The 20,922-nt window shown below is 51.0% G+C and carries 17 protein-coding genes and 1 riboswitch; all 17 genes read right to left on the bottom strand.

Going from position 1 to position 20,922, the window contains the following annotated elements:
* Positions 1-9: 9 nt before the first annotated feature.
* Positions 10-525 carry an energy coupling factor transporter S component ThiW gene (gene thiW / locus QOX44_RS04700; RefSeq protein ID WP_283681665.1) on the bottom strand — a complete coding sequence of 172 codons (516 nt, stop codon included), beginning with the start codon at positions 523-525 and terminating at the stop codon, positions 10-12.
* A 69-nt stretch (positions 526-594) separates the two neighbouring features.
* Positions 595-703: riboswitch (TPP riboswitch) on the bottom strand.
* A 42-nt stretch (positions 704-745) separates the two neighbouring features.
* Entirely contained in the window at positions 746-1,921 is a 1,176-nt protein-coding gene (gene mmsB / locus QOX44_RS04695; RefSeq protein ID WP_283681663.1) for a multiple monosaccharide ABC transporter permease, read from the bottom strand.
* Positions 1,922-1,924: 3 nt separating this feature from the next.
* Positions 1,925-3,463, bottom strand: coding sequence for a multiple monosaccharide ABC transporter ATP-binding protein (gene mmsA / locus QOX44_RS04690; protein ID WP_283681662.1), 1,539 nt, complete (start codon positions 3,461-3,463; stop codon positions 1,925-1,927).
* A gap of 95 nt (positions 3,464-3,558) precedes the next feature.
* Positions 3,559-4,614 carry a multiple monosaccharide ABC transporter substrate-binding protein gene (gene chvE, locus QOX44_RS04685; protein ID WP_283681660.1) on the bottom strand — a complete coding sequence of 352 codons (1,056 nt, stop codon included), beginning with the start codon at positions 4,612-4,614 and terminating at the stop codon, positions 3,559-3,561.
* 152 nt (positions 4,615-4,766) lie between these two features.
* Positions 4,767-5,999, bottom strand: coding sequence for a substrate-binding domain-containing protein (locus QOX44_RS04680; protein WP_283681657.1), 1,233 nt, complete (start codon positions 5,997-5,999; stop codon positions 4,767-4,769).
* Between the two features lie 27 nt (positions 6,000-6,026).
* The gene (locus QOX44_RS04675) at positions 6,027-7,622 is read right to left on the bottom strand and encodes a response regulator (RefSeq protein ID WP_283681656.1); all 1,596 of its coding nucleotides are present in this window, start codon (positions 7,620-7,622) and stop codon (positions 6,027-6,029) included.
* Positions 7,607-9,142, bottom strand: a complete 1,536-nt coding sequence (locus QOX44_RS04670) for a sensor histidine kinase (RefSeq protein WP_283681654.1) — start codon at positions 9,140-9,142, stop codon at positions 7,607-7,609. The genes QOX44_RS04675 and QOX44_RS04670 overlap by 16 nt, the downstream gene beginning before the upstream one ends.
* Positions 9,143-9,157: 15 nt before the next feature.
* The gene (locus QOX44_RS04665) at positions 9,158-10,180 is read right to left on the bottom strand and encodes a sugar ABC transporter substrate-binding protein (RefSeq protein WP_283681653.1); all 1,023 of its coding nucleotides are present in this window, start codon (positions 10,178-10,180) and stop codon (positions 9,158-9,160) included.
* Between the two features lie 13 nt (positions 10,181-10,193).
* Complete coding sequence (locus QOX44_RS04660) at positions 10,194-11,243, bottom strand: aldose epimerase family protein (protein ID WP_283681651.1); 1,050 nt, start codon at positions 11,241-11,243, stop codon at positions 10,194-10,196.
* 245 nt (positions 11,244-11,488) lie between these two features.
* Entirely contained in the window at positions 11,489-12,973 is a 1,485-nt protein-coding gene (locus QOX44_RS04655; RefSeq protein WP_283681648.1) for an L-fucose/L-arabinose isomerase family protein, read from the bottom strand.
* Positions 12,974-13,070: 97 nt separating this feature from the next.
* Positions 13,071-13,688 carry a DUF4867 family protein gene (locus QOX44_RS04650; RefSeq protein ID WP_283681646.1) on the bottom strand — a complete coding sequence of 206 codons (618 nt, stop codon included), beginning with the start codon at positions 13,686-13,688 and terminating at the stop codon, positions 13,071-13,073.
* Positions 13,689-13,768: 80 nt separating this feature from the next.
* Positions 13,769-15,238 (bottom strand): xylulokinase, encoded by a 1,470-nt coding sequence (xylB, locus tag QOX44_RS04645; protein ID WP_283681644.1) that lies wholly within the window; start codon positions 15,236-15,238, stop codon positions 13,769-13,771.
* 18 nt (positions 15,239-15,256) lie between these two features.
* Entirely contained in the window at positions 15,257-16,180 is a 924-nt protein-coding gene (locus tag QOX44_RS04640) for a diacylglycerol/lipid kinase family protein (protein WP_283681642.1), read from the bottom strand.
* Between the two features lie 107 nt (positions 16,181-16,287).
* A complete protein-coding gene (locus QOX44_RS04635; RefSeq protein ID WP_283681641.1) occupies positions 16,288-18,120 on the bottom strand; it encodes a glycoside hydrolase family 2 protein in 1,833 nt (610 codons plus the stop codon).
* A gap of 229 nt (positions 18,121-18,349) precedes the next feature.
* Entirely contained in the window at positions 18,350-19,843 is a 1,494-nt protein-coding gene (locus tag QOX44_RS04630; protein WP_283681640.1) for a sodium-dependent transporter, read from the bottom strand.
* A 272-nt stretch (positions 19,844-20,115) separates the two neighbouring features.
* On the bottom strand, positions 20,116-20,448 hold the full coding sequence (locus QOX44_RS04625; RefSeq protein WP_283681638.1) for an ABC transporter substrate-binding protein: 333 nt from the start codon (positions 20,446-20,448) through the stop codon (positions 20,116-20,118).
* Positions 20,449-20,603: 155 nt separating this feature from the next.
* Positions 20,604-20,922: SPOR domain-containing protein (locus QOX44_RS04620; RefSeq protein WP_283681634.1), on the bottom strand; the 319-nt coding region annotated here is incomplete at its 5' end.

The following is a 20,922-nucleotide window of genomic DNA, read 5'->3' as shown; positions in this document are numbered from 1 at the left end:
ATACTCCTGTCAGGAAAGAGACGCCTGCATCGTATGCAGGATACCTGTTTCCTTTAAGCTGTAAATCAAAACGGCGCTGATCATGGCTCCGCCGGCAGTAGAGATCAAAAACGGAACAATATACGCATAAAAGGCAAGTCCCGCAGCACTTTGTCCCATGCACAGCACAGCTACCGGGTAAGCACATAAACCGCCAAGAACCGCAGTACCAAAGACTTCCCCCAGCAGCGTAGCAAAGACATGTTTCGTCCTGCAGTAAACTGCCCCGCAGACCAGCGCGCCAAACATACTGCCCGGAAACGCCAGCAGACTTCCAAGCCCCAGCAGATTGCGGATCAAGGATGCGCAAAATGCTGTGCCCAGACCATACCAGGGCCCCAGAAGCACCGCACACAGGATGTTCACCATGTGCTGAACGGGGGCGCATTTGCTTCCAAACACCGGGAAGGAAAACAGACTCCCCACAACTGCAACAGCGCAAAAAACACTGGCAACCGCTAATTTTTTCGTATTCGTTTTTGTCATATTCCTTTTCTCCTTTGCATCGGTTGACATGAAAAAACAGGAGACACCATCCGAGATGCCTCCTGTAAAAAATCCTCACATATGACTTCCTACGGCGGCATTACCCGCATCAGGTTATAGGGTCGAAGTTTGATTACTTCCTCTCAGCCTGCCAGTACAAGCTCCCCTGTTTTTATTTTTTTCATATTATATACCTGTTTTTTGAAAAGCACAAGCGTTTTCATGAATTTTTCTTCTTGGATACTACGTCGAAGATTACGGCTGCCAGCAGCACGAGGCCTTTTACAACCTTCTGCATATTCTGGTCTGTACCCATGATCGACATACCCTGATTGATGATACCCATGAGCACGGCGCCGATGATAACGCCCGGGACGGTTCCGACCCCGCCGTATGCCGAAGCTCCGCCGATGAAGCAGGAGCCGATCGCATCCATCTCATAGTTCTGGCCGTAGGTCGGCTGTGCACTCGTCATACGTGCGATCGTAAGCATACCTGCCAGCGCTGCGAGGAAGCCCATGTTCGTATACGCGATGAAGTATACCATATTTGTATTGATACCGGAAAGCTTTGTTGCCTTTTCATTGCCGCCGACTGCATAGAAGTAACGGCCGATCGTTGTCTTGCTTGTAATGTAGCCATAGACGAGTACAACGATGATCACCCATACGAGGGAGGTCGGGATGCCCTTGTGCTGAGCCAGCTTATAGGACAGAGCCATGACAACCGTACAGATCACTGCCATCTTTATATACATCATTGCTACATTTCCTGTCTCATATCCCTTTTTCACACGGTTCATATGGCCGCGCACCGTAATGACTATGTAAAGGATACATGCGATCGCACCGGCTGCCAGAGCCACGCGGTTGAGTCCCTCACCGCCGCCGAGGAAATCCGGCACATAGCAGTTTGCACCGCCGCCAAACATTCTGATAAATGCCTCAGACTTGATCGGAAGTGTCTTACCGCCAAGCACAACATTGGAAAGACCACGGAACACGAGCATACCGGACAGAGTCGTGATAAATGGCGGGATACGCAAAAATGCGATCCAGAATGCCTGCCATGCACCGATCAGGGCGCCGAGCGCCAGCATCAGCACTACGGAGAGCGCTACCGGAAGATGCATCGTCTCCATCATGATACCGCCGACTGCACCTACAAAGCAGACCACCGATCCTACAGAAAGGTCGATGTTTCCACCTGTCAGGATACACAGCAGCATACCGGTTGCCAGTACAAATACGTAAGCGTTCTGTGAGATCAGGTTTGTGATGTTCTGCGGAAGCAGGATCTTGCCCTGTGTCCCCCAGGTAAAGAACAGCGTTACGAGCACCAAAACAATTATCATTGTATATTTTTGAATTCCAACCTTTACTTTTGCCTTATCCATTGCTTACTCTCCTTTGCTTGACTTCAGAATACATGACATGATCTTTTCCTGAGAAGCCTCCTGAGCAGACAGCTCTCCGGCAATCCTGCCTTCATTCATAACGTAAATCCGGTCAGACATGCCGAGGACCTCCGGAAGCTCGGAGGAGATCATGACAACGGATTTTCCTGCTGCCACAAGTTCGTTGATGATACAGTAGATCTCATACTTCGCTCCGACATCAATACCGCGCGTCGGCTCATCGAGGATCAGCACATCCGGATCCGCGAACATCCACTTTGCGAGCAATACCTTCTGCTGGTTGCCGCCGCTTAAGTTGCCGACGTTCTGTTCGACTGACGGACATTTTGTTTTCAGTTTTTCTTTGTACTTAACCGCAACTGCGTACTCCTTGTCCCTGTCGATCACGCCTTTGCTGCTGACTGCCTCAAGATTGGACAGCGTCGTATTGATCTTGATCGGGTTGCCAAGGATCAGTCCGTCGCCCTTTCGGTCCTCTGTCACATATGCCAGCTTGTGCCGGATCGCATCCTTTGCGTTTTTCAGATGCACCTCTTTTCCGTCAAGCAAAAGCGTTCCTGTGATATGGGTTCCGTAGCTTCTGCCGAAAATACTCTTTGCAAGCTCCGTACGTCCCGCTCCCATCAGACCGGAGATGCCTACCACCTCTCCCTTATGCACCTTGATGGATACGTTATCGACCACCTTTCTCTCTGCATAGATTGGATGATGCACCGTCCAGTTCTTTACCTCCATATTCACCGCGCCGATCTTCACGCCGTGACGCTTCGGGAAGCGGTCTGCGATCTCACGTCCTACCATACCCTTGATGATACGGTCCTCAGAGAAATCATCCACGCCTTTTGTCATGGTCTCGATCGTAGATCCGTCACGGATGACCGTGATCTTGTCTGCCACGTAGGAAACCTCATTTAACTTATGGGAAATGATGATACATGTCATCCCTTCCCGCTTAAACTTCAAAAGCAGCTCCAGAAGGGCCTGTGAATCGGATTCATTCAGGGACGAAGTCGGCTCATCCAGGATCAGAAGCTTTGCCTTCTTTGCCAGTGCCTTTGCAATCTCCACAAGCTGCTGCTTGCCGACGCCGATGTCCTTGATCAGTGTCCTCGCGGACTCTGTAAGCCCCACCTGCCTCATATATTTTTCTGCCTCACCGTACGTCTCATCCCAGTTGATGGCAGCTTTTTTTCCACGTTCATTACCAAGGAACATGTTCTCGCCGATCGACATATACGGGATCAGCGCCAGCTCCTGGTGGATAATAACAATCCCCTTTGCTTCACTTTCTTTGATATGATGAAACTTGCATACTTCACCATTATAAATAATATCTCCCTCATAGGAACCGTACGGATATACGCCCGAGAGTACATTCATCAGAGTGGACTTGCCTGCGCCGTTCTCTCCTACGAGCGCGTGGATCTCACCCTCAGCCACCTGAAGATTCACATTATCAAGTGCCTTTACACCAGGGAATGTTTTGGTGATATTTTTCATTTCCAACAGTATCTTTGCCAAAATTGCTCCCTCCAGACTATACTATGTAAGATGACGAAACAACAGGCGGGCGAAAGGGCCCGCCTGGATATCATTGCTCTTATTCAGGTTCTGTCTTATTTGATCTGATCCTCTGTATAATATCCAGAGTCGATCAGCATTTCCTGATAATTTTCAGCTGTAACAGCTGTCGGCTCGCAAAGGTAAGTCGGGATCACGCCTGTACCGTTGTCATAGGACTCTGTATCATTTACCGGTACCTCTGCGTCTGTCATGATCGCGTCAACCATCTCAACAACCTGTGCTGCCAGAGTACGTGTATCCTTGAATACGGACATGCCCTGTGTGCCGTCTACGATGTGCGGTACGTTTGCAACGTCACAGTCCTGACCTGTGATCACCGGATACTCTCCTGTGTAGTTTGCTGCCAGAGCGTTGATCACGCCGAGTGCTGTAGAGTCGTTGGAAGCAAGCACTGCATCCAGATTTGTGCCGTCTGCATAGTAGGAGGACAGAATGTTCTCAAATCTGGACTGAGCTGTTGCTGTATCCCAGTTTGCTGTAGCTACTTCATCCTTTGTCATCTGGCCGGACGGAACCACGAGCTTGCCCTCATCAATGTACGGCTGCAGTACATCCATCGCGCCGCCGAAGAAGAAGTTTACGTTGTTGTCTCCCGGGTCTCCAGTTACCAGCTCAAGGTTAAACGGTCCCTCTGCGTTCTCAAGATCCAGAGCTTCTACGATGTACTCGCCCTGTGTTTTTCCTACAAGGTAGTTATCAAAGGTTGCGTAATAGGAAACTGCGTCTGTATTCATGATCAGACGGTCATAAGCGATAACCGGAATGCCTGCTTCCTTTGCGCTTGCAAGAACTGTTCCAAGGGAATCTCCCTCGATAGATGCAACTACGAGAAGGTCATCGCCGTTTGCGATCATGTTCTCTACCTGAGATACCTGTGTCTGTACGTCATTTCCTGCGTACTGAAGGTCTACGGTATAGCCTTTCTCCTCAAGAGAAGCCTTCATGTTCTCGCCGTCCTGATTCCATCTCTGCAGATCCTGTGTCGGCATGGCAACACCGATCGTCCCCTTTGACTCCTCTGCATTTGCAGCAGTTCCCATAGCTGCCACACAAAGTGCCGCTGTCATGATAGCAAGTTTCTTGTTCATACTGTGTTCCTCCTTTATGATCTGTTTCTCTCTTTTTAAGTTGGCTTTACTATAGCACAGCTTCGTCTGGACATGTTTGCCATTGACTGTATTTTTTTATACAAAACAAAAATCTCCCGATAAAAGCAGGAGATTTTTGCACCAAAAATTTACTATTGACTTTTGCTGGTATTCAGATATACGTCCTCTTCCGTATGGAAGCCACTGTCGATGATCACCTCATCCATATTTTCTGCCGTCACGGCGATCGGTTCGACTGCATAGTACGGAGTCTCCTGATCGGAAAGCTGTTCCTCCGGCCGTCCCTCCTGCCACTGCTCGTAGCTCTTTACGCCGTCCTCCGCAGTGAAATACCTGTCGGCTCTGCCGCCAAAATCCATGCTGTTTGCCCGGATACCGGGAAGCTCCTGATACTCCTTTAACCGCTGCGCTGCGACCTTCGGAATATCCTTTTCGTCGATCCGTCCTTCCTGCGCCATTTTTTCATATCCCAGCGCAGCTGCAAACTCTGCCGCCGTTTTGGAGAGTGTCTCTACCGGCTTGTAGACGGTCATGGTCTGCGTACCCTCCACGATCCGCTGGCAGGCCGCCAGGTCTGCGTCCTGCCCGACGAGGACCGCCTTCCCGGCAAGACGGTTTTCCGACAGCGCCCGAAATGCCTGACTGGCCAGATCGTCATTGCCGCACATCACGCCTGCCAGATTGCGCGGCGTGATCGAAAGTCCTTCCTCCACCGCATCGTAGGCAAGCTCTGCAAGCCAGTTTTCACAGTATGCCGTATAGACCACGTTCAGACCGCTGTCGGCAATCCCGTCGTAAAACCCTTTGGAAAGCAGCGTGACATTGTGGTCTGTCGGAGAGCCGTTGATCATAAAAATATTGCCGCCCTGCGGAAGCGCTTGTGCAAGCGCCTCCGCCATCAGCCTGCCCACCATCTCATTGTCAAAAGAAATATAAAGATCTGCGTCGGCATTCGTCAAAAGCCTGTCAAACGCGATCACCCGGATCCCCTGCGCCTTCGCCTCGTCCACAACCTGCGAAAGCGCTTCCCCGTCCACAGCGATCACGACGATCACATCCATCTTCTTTTTGATAAAATAGCGGATCTGGGAGATCTGTTCCTCCACCTCGCCGTTTGCAGTCTGCACGTTGACTTCCGCGCCAAGGTTCTGCGCGGTCAGGGTAAAGAAATCCCGGTCCCTGATCCATCTCTCGATCACAAAGGAATCAAAGCTCATCCCTATGCGCAGCTTCTCCGGCTCTTTCGGAAGCTCTGCCTGTGTCTGCGGCTGTTCCCTCCTGCATCCGCCTAAAAGGAGCAGCGCGGCAACAGCCAGCAACAGCACCATTACCTTTTTTCCTGTCTCTGTCTTTCGTTTTCTCACTTTTTTCCTCTTTTCTGCCGCACGCTGCTACAACCGGTCGCGGTATTCACTCGGAGTGACGCCCTCCTGTTTCTTAAAAATCCGGCTGAAATAATTCGGATCACTGTAGCCGGACATAATGCAGATCTCCTTGATACTGAGCGCCGGATTCCGCAAAAGCTCCTTCGCATGTGTGATCCGCACCTTTGTCAGGTACTCAATAAAATTTTCTCCCGCCTCTTCCTTAAACAGCTTGCTGAAGTAATACGGACTGATATTCACACTCCGTGAGACGTCGTCCAAGGTCAGTTCTCTGGAGAAATTCTCATCAATATAGCTCTTTGCCTTTGAGACGACGCTCTCGGACTGCTCCTCCCGCTTTGTCGCGATCTTGTGGCATACTTCCTCAAGCTTTCCAAGAAACCATTCCCGCAGCGCCGTGTAATCCGAGCATGACAGCACTGCCGACATATAGTCCTTTCTCGAATGAAAGCTGTACGACTCAAGGTTTCCGTTCATAAATGCATCCCGCTCTGCCCAGATCACAAATTCAAGCACCTTCAGCTGGATGTCTTCTCTGTCATCATAATAGTTGCGTACCATCCAGTCAAAGATCTCATTCGCCGTCCGCTTTGTCCCCGGCCAGTCCGCCTTTGCTACAAGCGAGAGCAGCTTGCGCTCCTTATCTGCCGGATAGTCTCCCTGATATTCGCCGTGCAGCGCCAGGTCATCGACATGCGCAACGCTGCTCGTGCTCTGACAGAGCGCGCGGTACGCTTCGTTGTAAGAAAGCTTCAGCTCCTCCATTCGGTAGGTCTTGCCGATACCCGCGCGAAATCTCGCCTCGAGCCTGTTCCCGAGCTTTCTCGTCAGATGGCGCGCCTGCTCGATGATCTGGATACGCCTCTGATACTCCTGCACTCCCGGCTCACACGGCACGACCACTACGATGCGGTTCGTGAGGATCGGCCCTACGATGCACGGAAAAAACTCCTTGCAGATCCCGCAGCACTCCGGGTAAAAGCTCTGCGCCCGCACGCTCATATTCACAGAGGTCGTCAGGATCCCTTCTTCATTTGGCTGTCCGAACTGGATCAGCATGACGTAGGCGTATTCTTCTTTGATATCGAGCAGCATTTTATAATAGCCAAGGTCACTGCCGCCCTCCTCCTGAAAGATCATGCTGTTGACAAAACCATTCTCAACGATCGGTATGACCGTCTCCAGTTTTTCCTGGATCTTCAGATTGTCGCTGCGTTTTTTCCGCTCCAGGTCGATCTCCTCCATCGCCCGCTCCAAAACGTTTACCACCGCAGAGCGCTTCACGGGCTTCGTCAGATACTCCATGACTCCGAGATTAATGGCTTCCTTCGCATAATCAAACTGGTCATACGCGGTAATGATAATAAAACGCGTGGTGCTGTTGAACTTGCGTATCTCCTTGATCGCCTGTATTCCATTGATCCCCGGCATCTGGATATCCATAAATGCAATATCCGGCCGGAAGCTCTCTGCCAGCTCAACCACGGCGCGTCCCGTCTTTGCAAATGCCAGCTCACACTCATTTCCAAAATTGCTCGTAATAATATTTTTCAGTGCTTCCAGCATAATGCCTTCATCGTCCGCCACTAATACTCTGTACATAGCTCTCCTCTCCCGTCCTCATCGTTTTTTTCTTCTGCCGGAATGCGGATACATACCTGCGTCCCCTGCTTTGGTCCTGCACTGCTGATCTGCAGCAGATCCTTTCTGCCAAAAAACAGCTCCAGCCGGTTGATGACATTATCCATCCCGATCCCTGAAGAATCTGTCCGGCTGTCCGCCTGGCGTACCCGGCGCTCAAGCACCTCCAGGATACGCTCCTGCGTCATGCCCTGTCCATTATCACGGATACTGATCAGCACTGCGTCCTCCTGTCTGGTCACAGTAAGCCAGATATGCCCCTCCCACTCCACGTTTCGTATTCCGTGGTTGACCGCATTTTCTACGATCGGCTGGAGGATCATACTTGGCAGGCGCACATCGCCTACGTCTGCCGCGACCTGCTTTTCAAAATGGATATCCCCGGCAAAGCGCACATTCAGAATATATACGTAATTGTCGACTGTCTCGATCTCCTCTGCCAGTGTCGCCGCTTCCTCCGTCTTGCGTACATTATAACGGAAAAAATCAGCCATCCTTTCCAGAAAAATACTGGTCTTTTCCGCATCCTCCATCATGGCGAGCTGTACGCCGGCATTGAGGGAATTGAACAGAAAATGGGGATTGATCTGTGCCTGCAGATATTTCAGCTGCGCATCCTTCAGGTGCGTCTCCATCAGAAGCTCCCGCTCCTTCATCTGCCGCTCCTTCTCCATGCTCTCGCGGATCTTTGCGATGTATTCCCGTATACTCTCCAGCATTTTCGCAAAGGCGTGCGTCACGACTCCGATCTCATCCTCGCTGTCATATTCCGGACAGGCGGTGTCAAAGTTGCCGCCTGCCACCTCATTCGCCGTCCGCGCCAGCATACGCAGCGGCTCTGTGAGCGTCCGGATCACAAGAATGAGCGCCAGTATATTGAGCAGCGCCACGATCACCATGATCACCGAGCTCAGGATCTCCATAAAGTTCAGGGAGCGCTGCATAATCTCATAATTGTCCGAGTTTGCCTGAAACCGCAGGTTATTCAGGTTATATACCGCATATTTAATATACTGATAGTTCCGGGATTCCTCCTCAAAGGCTGCTTTATACCGCTCGACATTGCGCCCGCGCTTTGCCTGTATTGTCTCTTCGGCAAGATCCAGATAAGTCTCAGACATATTCCTGATATTCTTTTCCAGGATCCTGCTCTTACTGTCCACAATGCTGTCGTTTAGCTGCTCCATCATATCGCGGTATTCCTGCACATTGCGGTAATAGTCCTCCAGGGAGTTGCTGCTCTTTGTATTCAGATATTCCAGCACATTCTCATGCGTCTCATCGAGACATTCTGTGAATTCGTTTAAGCTGATGTTCGTTGCGTATACCTGATTCAGCTTCTTCATGGAATGATTGATCTCACTGTACAAAAGAATATTGACCACAAACATCAAAACAGCAGTGAGCGCAAAGGTCACAAGCAGCTTGGTCCGGATAGACAGCCGCCGAAACAGGGATTTTCTGTGCTTTCGTTGTCTCATCTGCGCCTGTCCTCCTCACTCCTCTTCTTTTTGCATAAACTGGCTGCAGTTGCTTCTGGTGATCGTCTCCAGATCTACACTGAAAAAGTTGCTCACGTAGCCCATGCTGTGATACTCCTCCAGCGCCTCTATACTGCTTCGCCCTGCCTGCTGCGTATCCAGCGTGATCACCATCGGGACCGTCCCCTTTTTCACCGCATCCAGCATGGTCTCTGACTGATAAAATCCGATCACGTCAATATCGCCGACCAGGTTGTAGTCTACCATCGCATGATACGCAGACACGCTGTCTGTCTCGTTCATGCACACCAGAATATCCGGCGGCTCCTGTGTATTAAACAGATCCCGGATCGCCTCCTCCGCCTCAAATGTACTGCCTGAGCGTATCGTTACCGGGCTGATCTTGATCTGCTCTCTCTGCTTTTTCGTCAGTCCCGCCTGGACAGTCGACTTAAGCTCCTTAAAAATAATATCCTTCCCGGTATCGCTGTCTCCCAGCAGCACCGTGATCCTGCGCGTATCCTCATCAATGCACGAAAGGATCTGATGTCCATATGTGGTACCCATCTGATAGCTGTTGATCCCTACAAAGCTCTTCCGGCTGCTCGCCATATCGTCATCCAGCACCGTCACGACCGGGATATCCGCTTTCCCCGCTGCGTCGATCGCCTCCCGCACTCTGGCGCTGCCATCCGGCTTGACGATAATCCCGTCTACCCTGGCTGCGATCGCAATATCAATATAATCTGCCGCCGTATATTCGCCGGTCGACCAGTCGGCAAGCAGCTCCACGTAAGCATCTGAGTCTGCCGCCTCCTGCTTCGCGCTTTCATAAATATCCTGCCACATCAAAGAAGAGGCATCCTCCGGTATCATGACGTAATGCCGACTGTACTGCTTTGCACTCAGGAGCTCTCCCCATTCCTTTTTTTCTACTGATTTTATATAGCCGCGCCAGCCGATCCCCACGATCGCCATGACCGCGCACAGACCGGCCAGCACGATATGTATGGCATACTTTTTTCTCTCTTTTTTCATAGACTCCCGCGCGCTATTTTACAAAAAACCGATAGCTCGTCTGTGTATCGTACGCTTCTCCCGCCTTTAATACAGGGCTTGGAAAACGCTTTTCATTTACTGCATTCGGATAGTACTGTGACTCCAGACAGAAGCCCTGTCGCTTTGTATATCTGGCTCCTCCCTTTCCGGTCTGGTCTGTGATAAAATTGCCTGCATAAAACTGCATGCCGCAGCAGTCTGTGAACGCCTCCATCGCAATCCCCGTCTCCCGGCAGTAAGCCTGGGCCATCTTTTTCCTGGTGCCTGCCGCATCAGAGAGCACAAAGTTGTGATCATAGCCTCCCACAAATACCATCTGTTCAAAATCTGCCTCTATATCCCGGCCGATCGCCTTTGCTGTGCGGAAGTCCATCGGCGTCCCTTCTACCAAAGCAAGCTCTCCGGTCGGGATCGCCTGAGAATCGCGCACCGGTGTATAAGCATCAGCAAAAATACACAGCTCCTGTCCCTCGATGCTGCCGCTGTCGTGACCTGCCAGATTGAAGTAGGAATGATTGGTCATATTTGCCACGGTATCTGCATCAGAGCGTCCCTCATAGTGAAGAATGATCTCGTTGTCATCCGTCAGCGTATACGTCACTGACACATTAAAATTTCCCGGGAAGCCCTGGTCTGCATCCGGGCTAAAGAGCGCAAATGTAATGCTGTTGTGCGCCTCATCTACGGACCTCACCTCCCATTTCCGGCTGTCATATCCATTGTTTCCGCTGTGCAGATTGTTTTCATTATCATTAATGTCCATCTGATACGTGTTCCCATTGATCACAAAGCGTCCTTTGTCGATCCGGTTTCCGCTTCTTCCGATCACGGTACCGAAAAAGCACGTATTGTCAATATACTCCTGCGGGCTGTCGTAGCCCAGTACCACATCGCGCCGTACGCCGTCCTTATCCGGTACCAGTACGCTCACCAGCGTTGCCCCAAGCTCCGTCAGTACCATTGTCATATTCTTCCTGTTTGTAAAGGAGTACAGATAAAACTCTGTCCCATCGTTCGTCCTGCCATAAAATCTTTTCTCCATGATAGCCTTCCTCTCTTTCATCCTGATCTGATCTCTTCTGCCGCCGTGCACCTCACAGACAAAGCGCCCCCGACGGCAGTGGAAAAGAGGCTGTTGCAAAATACCTCCTGCTGGACGCTTTCGGGTATGTGTTTCTGCGAAAACGAAACGGTTTATCGCGAAACACACACCGAATGCCCACTGGAATCAGTGTTTTACAACAGCCTCCGCTGCATTTCATTTACATGTGTCCCTGTCTGCGCCCTTTATGCAAACGGATTCTCTGTTCTGTACGGTACGCCTGCCGGATGATTGTATCCGATCTCGTCCGGGCATACGCCGATGAGCTTGAATACCTCATACAGTGCCTTTCCGAAATGACCAAACGCAACTGCACCATGATGCGGATAATTTCCTTCGATCAGCACATGGCGGTAGAAACGTCCCATCTCCGGGATAGCGAATACGCCAATGCCTCCAAAGGACTGTGTCGCTACCGGAAGCACCTCGCCCTGTGCCACATATGCGCGCAGGATATTATCTGCTGTGCTCTGCAGACGGAAGAATGTGATGTCGCCCGGAATAATATCTCCCTCCAGCGTTCCGTTTGTCACTTCTACCGGAAGGTTTCTTGCCATGATCTTCTGGTATTTCATATTGAAGCTTGCCAGCTTGGAAGAGCATGTATTTCCACAGTGGAAGCCCATGAACGTATCCTTGTGCGTATAGTTGAATTTGCCCTTGATCGACTCTTCATACATATCTGCCGGTACGGAATTGTTGATGTCAAGCAGCGTCACTGCATCGTTGCTTACGCATGTTCCGATAAACTCTGACAGCGCGCCATAGATATCTACCTCGCAGGATACCGGGATCCCTCTGCCAGTCAGACGGCTGTTCACATAGCACGGTACGAAACCGAACTGTGTCTGGAATGCCGGCCAGCATTTTCCTGCGATCGCAACGTATTTTCTGTAGCCTCTGTGCTCCTCTACCCAGTCAAGCAGCGTCAGCTCGTACTGAGCCAGCTTTCCGAGAACCTCCGGCTTCTTGTTGCCTGCGCCAAGCTCTGCTTCCATGTCTTTTACCACATCCGGGATACGCGGATCGTCTGCATGCTTGTTGAATGCTTCGAACAGGTCAAGCTCTGAATTCTCCTCGATCTCAACCCCGAGATTGTAGAGCTGCTTGATCGGCGCATTGCATGCGAGGAAATTGAGCGGACGCGGACCAAAGGATATGATCTTTAAGTTCTTAAGTCCCACAACTGCGCGTGCGATCGGCACAAACTCATGGATCATATCTGCGCACTCCTGCGCTGTACCTACCGGATACTCCGGAATATATGCTCTGATATTGCGCAGCTTCAGATTGTAGCTTGCGTTTAACATGCCGCAGTATGCGTCTCCTCTGCCATCACTTAAATCATTCTGGCTCTCCTCTGCTGCTGCAACGAACATCGCCGGTCCGTCAAAATGCTTTGCGAGCAGTGTCTCGGAGATCTCCGGTCCGAAGTTGCCAAGGTAAACAACAAGGGCCTCGCAGCCTGCTGCCTTTACATCCTCAAGAGCCTGTACCATATGGATCTCACTCTCAACAATGCAGATCGGACATTCATAAATATCTTCTGCATTGTATTTTGCCTTATAAGCCTCGACCAGAGCCTTTCTTCTGTTGACAGACAGAGATTCCGGGAAGCAGTCCCGGCTCACTGCAACGATACCGATTTTTACGTTTGGAATGTTAATCATTTTTTCATCCTCCTGTTTGCTTTTCTTTGTACCGGCACTGCCGGTGATATATGATCCCGGTCGCCCCGGGAGATATCCTTATGAACGCTTTTGCTGTTTATATGTGCAGGTTTTCCCCTACAAGCCCCATCGGAGAGCCTTCCGGCAGTCCGCCCTGCGGATGGCCGATCAGCCATTTATTCTTTGCTGTCAGATGCGCGTCCTCTCCGCCCTTATGTTCTCCATCAAGCGGAAGGTTCGTATCCTTCGGAAGTACGATCGCCACGCGGAAGCCGCCCTCACAGCCATTGCACGGAGCATAGTGAAGTGTGGTCGCATACAGCTCCACCGCCGTCCCCGCCGGAACGAAGAACGCCTCAACCAGCGCTGTATCATATGTAAACTCCTGCGTCACATCCGGCTGCCATCCAACGAGAAGGACTGCATCCGTTGCCGCCACGTTGATCTCAGACGAGCGATGATACTCCAGCGCATTGAGCATATGATTGTTGCCATTACAGTATCCGATCTGGATCGGCAGCTCTCCGTATACCTTTGTCTGAAGCTCCTCAAATACCGGAAGCGCCTCCAGCGCTTCTACCGACGGCTCATACACTACGTCTGCCGGGCATGGCGTCTGCGTCTTCAGCGCATCGACCAGTCCGGAAAAGTCGATTTCCTCTACGATACGGCCGTATTTGCGAAATGCCGCATCCGTTACCTTTTTAATCTGCATCTAAATTCCTCCCATTTCATTATATATCATATATATCTGTCCCGGCATGCTGCCACAGTACAGCCGGGACTGCCCGCGCGTTACCGGATCACGTCAAAAATCCCCTTACACGCCGGATAAATCTGCCTGAACTGCTCATATCGTTCTTCGTATTTTGCAACCAGCTCCGGATCCGGGTCTACCGTATCCACGATCTTTACAAGCTTTGCCGCTGCCTCCTCTACAGAAGCATACTCTCCGCATGCCACTGCTGCCAGCATCGCGCCTCCAAGTGCCGGTCCCTCTTCACTTTCGATCACATCGACCTTGAGATTGAGCACGTTCGCAATGATCTTTTTCCACAGCGGACTCTTTGCTCCGCCGCCGCAGATCTTCGTCCGCTCGATATGTATGCCGAGCGCTCTGGCGATCTCCAGAGAATCTCTCAGTGCAAAGGCAACCCCCTCGAGAACTGCCTGCGTCATATCCGCTCTCGTCGTATCCATTGTCATACCGATAAATGTCGCTCTGGCATTTGGATTGTTGTGAGGAGAACGTTCACCCATAAGGTACGGAAGAAAATATACGTGGTTTTCCCCGAGCTTTTCGATCGCCTTCTGTTCTCCCGCATAGTCCTTTGTACCAATGATCTCATCCATCCACCATTTATTGCAGGACGCCGCGCTCAGCATGCAGCCCATCAGATGATAATGTCCATCCGCATGTGCAAACGCGTGGAGCGCATTGTATTTATCTACACCGAATTTTTCGGAGGAGATAAAGATCGTACCGCTCGTTCCCAGAGAAATATTGCACATACCGTCGCCTACCGTGCCTGTGCCGACTGCTGCCGCCGCATTGTCGCCTGCTCCGGCTACGACCTTCACACTCTGCGGGATATCAAGCTCTTTCGCTATCTCCGGAAGCACATTTCCGACTGCCTCATAGCTCTCATATACCTTCGCCATCTGATCTTCGCGGATGCCGCAGATATCGAGCATCTCCTTTGACCAGCAGCGGTTCTTTACATCAAACACCAGCATACCGGAAGCATCGGATACATCCGTACAGTGTACGCCGGAAAGCCTGTATGCGATGTAATCCTTCGGAAGCATGATCTTTGCGATCCTTGCGAAATTCTCCGGCTCCTTGTTTTTTACCCACAGGATCTTCGGCGCTGTAAATCCGGTAAAGGAGATGTTTGCCGTATACTCGGAAAGCTTTTCTTTACCGATCACATTGTTCAGATAATCGCACTCCTCTGAGGTTCTTCCATCATTCCACAGAAGCGCCGGGCGGATCACCTGATCGTCCTTATCAAGGATCACCAGCCCATGCATCTGCCCGCCAAAGCTGATGCCCGCCACCTGACTTCTGTCGCAGTCCGCAAGGAGCTCTTTTAAGCCTTCCATCGTCTGCTCATACCAGTCCTGCGGTCTTTGCTCTGACCAGCCCGGATGCGGAAAATAAATCGGATATTCCCGCGAAACGATTTTTTCAATTTTACCTGACCCGTCCATCAGCAGCAGCTTGACCGCTGAGGTCCCAAGGTCCACACCCACATACAACATAGTTTTTCCTCCTAATATCTATTGATCCAGCGCGCGATCCGGCACCGGCTGTGCCACAGACTCCGTCATAACGTCGAGCGCCTGCGGCAGGTTCTCCATCTCCACATACGTATGCTTTCCGCCATTCTCACCATCCTGCGTCCATGCGACCGGTTCATTCGAGGTGATCGTCAGGCGTTTTGTCTTGAAACGGACAACATTTTTGCTCGTCTCATCCTGCATGATCACCGCCCCTATCACCTGCTGCCAGTCCACAAGATTCTGCGGGGTCCGTATCAGCATGACCTCAAAAAGCCCGTCATTGAGCTCGACATTTTTTCCGGTCAGCATCTTGAATCCACCGACAGAGTTCGAGTTTGAGATCATGCCATACATGAACTCACCCTCATCGCAGAACTCCTCGCTCTCTATCTTCATAAAATAGCTTTTCCAGGATCCTACCCGCTTCATTCCTTCGATCAGATAGGCGGTATGCCCGAGCACATTTTTCAGTTCCTGATTTGTCTGGTAAGAAACGTCTGTCAAAAATCCGAACGCTGCCACATAGACAAAGTAATCATCATTAAACCTGCCAATGTCACAGGCGAACGGTGTGCCGCTTACGATCAGATCGGCCGCCTGCTCCATCTGCTTTGGAATGCCCAGGCTGCTCCCGAAATCATTCGTACTGCCTGCCGGGATATAGCCGATCGTCCGGCGGACGCCGCTTCCCATCATGCCGGTCACGACCTCATCGAGTGTCCCGTCTCCTCCGCTGCAGACGATCATATCATACTGCGCCGCACGCTCTGCTACTGCCGTGCAGGCGTCCTTTCCCTGCCTCGTCGGATATACGGTTACCTCATAATCAGCCGCCGCAAATGTCTCCAGGATCGCTGAGAGATGATTTTTGATCAGTCCTTTGCCTGATCGCGGATTATACACAAACAACATTTTCTTCATATTCAGAATCTCCTGTAATTTTACTACTTTGCAACACAAATCACAAGTAAATTATTGCTATGTTATATTAAATTTTAGTCCTGATACTTCATTGTCGGATTATTATTTCACCCGATCACCTTGCATTTTTTGCGGTCATACGTGTACAGCCCGTTCATTTCCTCTTCTACATCTGACAGCTGCGTATATACCGCGCCGCTCAGTCCCTTTTTCTCCAGAGCCCGCAGCTTTCGCTGCTGCTGCCTGAAAGCCTTCGAAAATCCTGCCATCGTCTCATAGGAATGGTATCCGTAAACAGCCTTTGTACTGGTATGTCCGCGTACCGGACAGGTAAATCCCCCGTATTCTGAAATCACAAACGGACGCCCGTCCCCGCTTACGCGCAGCGGCCGGAAGTAGTTGTGGACGCTTCTGACGTCACCGCCGCCCTGATCAAACCAGCCGCTCGCATGGTCGATCAGACGCGTCTCATCCAGCCTTCGCAGCCTTTCTGTGATACGCAGCGCGTCAAACTGCCCCCATCCTTCATTAAAAAGCACCCACATGCCGATGCACGGACAGTTGTAGAGCTGCCGCACCATAGCCATACAGTCTCGCTCCCACTCTTCCCGCCCGGCGCGGTCTGTGCGCCCAAAAAAGTGATAATTGTCATCCCGGATCCGCTGTGTCACCGCAGGCAGAACGGTCGGCAGATAGCACAGACGCCCAAGGTCCGGCTTTCCTCCCCCGTTTACCATATCCTGCCACACGATCATCCCCAGCCGGTCACAGTGATAGTACCAGCGCATCGGCTCTATCTTGACGTGCTTTCGTATCATATTAAAGCCAAGCGCCTTCATTTTCGTAATGTCAAATACCATCGCTTCCTCACACGGAGGCGTATACAGGCTTTCCGGCCAATAGCCCTGATCCAGCACTCCGTGAAAGAAATACGGTTTATTGTTGAGAAGCAGCCGCGGGTATCCCTGCTCGTCCTTTCCCACAGAGAACTTTCTCATTGCAAAATAGCTGTCGATGCAGTCCCTGCCCGCCGCGATCCTCATGCCGTACAGGAAGGGATCCTCCGGGCTCCACGCACACAGCTCCGGCAGCGCTATTGTGACAGTCGCCACAGCTCTCTGTGAGGTGTGCCCGTTCACAAACCCATCCACCCGGTCTGCCCTGCGGTGGGTCACACATACAAACTCCTCACGGCTGACCCTGTGCGTATAGGTACTGTTTCTGCTCTGTATCTGCACCTTTACATCCATCGCACAAGTCATCCCGATCTCCAGCCGGATTTCTCCTTCCTCGTACAGGGGCGTCACTCTCACATCCTCGATAAAGTTTTCCGGGACTGACTCCAGCCATACGGTCTGCCAGATCCCGCTCTGCGCGGTATAGAACATCCCTCCAGGCGCAAGCGACTGCTTGCCGCAGCATGCGCCTCCGGTATCCGTATCATCCTGCACCCGCACCCAGATCGTATTCTTTCCTTCCCGCGCAAGCTCCGTCACATCAAAGGAAAATGCCAGATAGCCGTTTCTGTGACTGCCCAGAAGCTTGCCGTTCCACCATACGATACAGCGCTCATCGACTGCGCCAAAGTGCAGCAAAAGCCTGCGTCCTTCCGGAAGAGCCGGAAGCTCCACGCTTCGGAAATACCACAGATATTTTCCGGGCTCAAGCTGTTTTCGGACACCGGAACGCGCGGATTCAGGAGAAAACGGAACCAGGATTCTCCCGTCAAATGACTCCGGCCTGACCCCCTTATCCGTCAGCGCATAATGCCAGTAGCCATTCAGGCACAGCCAGTCGCTGCGCCGAAGCTGCGGGCGGGGGTACTCCGGCAGCGCCGGCTTTTTCTCTCCGTTCTCACTCCAGACCGTTGAAAGCTCTGTCAGCGTCCGTTCCTTTTCCCGTCCTGCTCCCGCGGCTGAAAGCGCATCAAAAACACGCATATGAATACTCCTTCCTGTCCCATCGTCACGTAAACCCATTTTGGTTTATTATAATCCCTTTTAGAAAATGAACCAAGTATAATTTTACAGTTTATGCAATTTTCACATTTTTTCATTCCCACGTATCCTGCAAAACGCTCCGGCCGCATCAGGCTTCCCTGCATCATCGGAGCAAAAGAAAACCGCTGTGTATCCGCACAGCTTTGCACAGTATACACAACGGTCTTTTTTATTTTCTGTATTTCTTCCTTCCGCTCAGCGTGATCCAGCCGATCAGCACAAGGAATGCCACTGCAACACACATCCATCCGATCAGAAGCATCGGATTATTCTGTGCGGCAGCCTTTGGCGCGAACATATCCCAATAGCCTTTTAAATAGATCACCACGATCAGCACCGGAATGACACAGGTAACATAGCCGCGCACGAACAGCGGGAACTTCTTTCCGCTGCCTGTATTCGCCTCTTTGATAAAATTGCTCCAGCCCCATCCATGCTCCTGCGTACAGAACATCAGATATACAAGGGAACCAAGCGGCAGCAGATTGTTTGATACGAGGAAATCCTCCAGATCCATGATTCCGCTGCCTGCGCCAAGCGGCTGGATCCCGGAAAGTACGTTAAATCCAAGGATCGCCGGCATAGAAAGCACGATTACCAGCACGATATTGACTGCCACTGCCTTTTTTCTTGAAACGCCGAACAGATCCATTGCAAAGGAAATAATATTTTCAAATACGGCAATGACTGTTGAGAGCGCCGCAAAGGACAAAAACAGGAAGAACAGCGTTCCCCAGATCCTTCCGCCTGCCATCTGATTAAAAATCTGCGGCAGTGTAATAAAAATCAGAGAAGGACCGGAATCCGGCTCCACCCCAAAAGAGAAGCACGCCGGGATAATGATCATCCCCGCCATCAGAGCGACGAACGTATCGAGAATACCGATATTCATCGCCTCCCCGGTCAGCGAACGCTCTTTGTCAAGATAGCTGCCGAAGATCGCCATTGCGCCGATGCCAAGGCTTAAAGTAAAGAACGCCTGGGACATGGCTCCAAAGACTACATTTCCGATACCGACCTCTTTGATCTTTTCAAAATCCGGAATCAGATAAAACTTCACACCCTCGATCGCTCCCGGCAGACGCACGGAATTGACTGCCAGTACAACGATCAGAGCCAGCAGAGCCAGCATCATCACCTTTGTGATGCGCTCCACGCCCTTTTGCACGCCGAAGGCGCAGATGCCAAAAGATAAGAGCACAGCCACAACCATCCAGAAGGTCAGGATCTGCGGCGATGCAAGCATGCCGTTGAACTTATCCACTACGACCTGCGTATCCATCGCCCCCTGACTGAACTCTCCTGTCAGACAGCGGTAGCAGTAATACATCATCCAGCCTGCCACCATCGTGTAAAACATCATCAGCAGATAGTTTCCGGCCATGCCGAACCATCCATAATGGTGCCAGCGCGTCCCCTTTTTCTCCAGCACGCGAAATGAGGTCGCACAGCTTTTCTGACTGCCGCGCCCTACGGCAAATTCACTTACCATGATCGGCCAGCCCATCAGCACAAGGAACGCCAGATAAATAATAATAAACGCAGCCCCGCCGAGCTGTCCCGCCATGTACGGGAATTTCCATACATTTCCAATACCGATTGCACAGCCGGCCGAGACAAGAATAAATCCCAGCCGGCTGCCGAATTTTTCTCTTTCTTTCATTTTCTTATCTCCCAGTTATTTTTTATATCCTGTCCAGTATAACTGTTCTGCTGTGCAGTGTCAACGTTTTAGCACGTACTTTTCGTATGTTAGAGAAATGTTCGATCCTATCAATTCCGTCTCCCTCCCCAGCCGCATCTGCCGAAAATAGAATAAGCCAGCCCTGACAGCTGACTTATCCCCAATAACTTGATTTTATCCAGTTTACACAAAAAGCCTTTTAAGCAAGAAAACTTCCGTTTTTCTGACTGAAAACAGAACCGGGAGAATTTCTATCGCGCCTTTTTCTGCGATGCCTCCTGTGCAAACTGTGTAGTCACCAGCTTATCATACGGGACCCTCTCTTCGAGTTCTCCGGCATCCTCCAGAATATCCTGCAAAAGCTCAAAGCTCTCTTTTTCAAAGATCAGATCTTCTTTCCAAGTATCCTGTTCATAATAGCGTGTTACGATAGTCTCGATCGTCTCAGTATCTGTCTCTGCAAACTGCGGCGCGATCACCTCTGCAATCTCCTCCGGTGTATGACTGTTCACATAATCCATGCCCTTTTGCAGTGCATTGGTAAATGCCTGCACCACCTGCGGATGTTCTTCCATAAAGCTCATTTTTGTACAGTACGCCGTATACGGCACATATCCGGAATCTGTTCCGAGCGATGCGACAACGTATCCGACCCCTTCTTTTTCAAGTGTTGTGGCTCCAGGCTCAAATTCTACGGAATTTAATGTATTACTACACCTATCTAATATGAAGAAATTATTTATTTAATAATAGCACTGAAGCCTGCCTTCTTCAACTGTTTTGCCAGTGCCTCCGCGTTTTTACGTACGCTAAACACGCCGCACTGAACTACCCACTGACCGCTGCGCTTTTTAACGATGGCATCAAATCCTCTCTTTTTAAGTTTTCGGAACAGCTTCTCTGCGTTTGCTTTTACCGCAAATACTCCGGTCTGCACGATATACTCGTTGCTGCTCGCACGCCGGCGGATGATGTATCCGACACGCTGGTTGTCATACTGGCCGTCACCGTACCAGCTCTTGTAGGTTGCACCCTCGCCGGATCCTTTACAGTATGCG

The sequence above is a fragment of the Parablautia sp. Marseille-Q6255 genome, assembly GCF_951230155.1.
GTDB lineage: Bacteria > Bacillota > Clostridia > Lachnospirales > Lachnospiraceae > Choladousia.
Note: the sequence above shows the minus strand (reverse complement) of the source record. Positions and strands in the feature narration are given on the sequence as shown.

Coding starts and splice junctions, on each gene's coding strand:
- QOX44_RS04665 (WP_283681653.1), bottom strand. CDS start 10,180: ATGAAAAAAGAGAGAAAAAAGTATGCCATACATATCGTGCTGGCCGGT.
- QOX44_RS04655 (WP_283681648.1), bottom strand. CDS start 12,973: ATGATTAACATTCCAAACGTAAAAATCGGTATCGTTGCAGTGAGCCGG.
- QOX44_RS04630 (WP_283681640.1), bottom strand. CDS start 19,843: ATGAAAGAAAGAGAAAAATTCGGCAGCCGGCTGGGATTTATTCTTGTC.
- thiW (WP_283681665.1), bottom strand. CDS start 525: ATGACAAAAACGAATACGAAAAAATTAGCGGTTGCCAGTGTTTTTTGC.
- QOX44_RS04625 (WP_283681638.1), bottom strand. CDS start 20,448: ATGAGCTTTATGGAAGAACATCCGCAGGTGGTGCAGGCATTTACCAAT.
- QOX44_RS04650 (WP_283681646.1), bottom strand. CDS start 13,688: ATGCAGATTAAAAAGGTAACGGATGCGGCATTTCGCAAATACGGCCGT.
- QOX44_RS04670 (WP_283681654.1), bottom strand. CDS start 9,142: ATGAGACAACGAAAGCACAGAAAATCCCTGTTTCGGCGGCTGTCTATC.
- QOX44_RS04640 (WP_283681642.1), bottom strand. CDS start 16,180: ATGAAGAAAATGTTGTTTGTGTATAATCCGCGATCAGGCAAAGGACTG.
- xylB (WP_283681644.1), bottom strand. CDS start 15,238: ATGTTGTATGTGGGTGTGGACCTTGGGACCTCAGCGGTCAAGCTGCTG.
- QOX44_RS04660 (WP_283681651.1), bottom strand. CDS start 11,243: ATGGAGAAAAGATTTTATGGCAGGACGAACGATGGGACAGAGTTTTAT.
- QOX44_RS04675 (WP_283681656.1), bottom strand. CDS start 7,622: ATGTACAGAGTATTAGTGGCGGACGATGAAGGCATTATGCTGGAAGCA.
- chvE (WP_283681660.1), bottom strand. CDS start 4,614: ATGAACAAGAAACTTGCTATCATGACAGCGGCACTTTGTGTGGCAGCT.
- mmsB (WP_283681663.1), bottom strand. CDS start 1,921: ATGGATAAGGCAAAAGTAAAGGTTGGAATTCAAAAATATACAATGATA.
- QOX44_RS04635 (WP_283681641.1), bottom strand. CDS start 18,120: ATGCGTGTTTTTGATGCGCTTTCAGCCGCGGGAGCAGGACGGGAAAAG.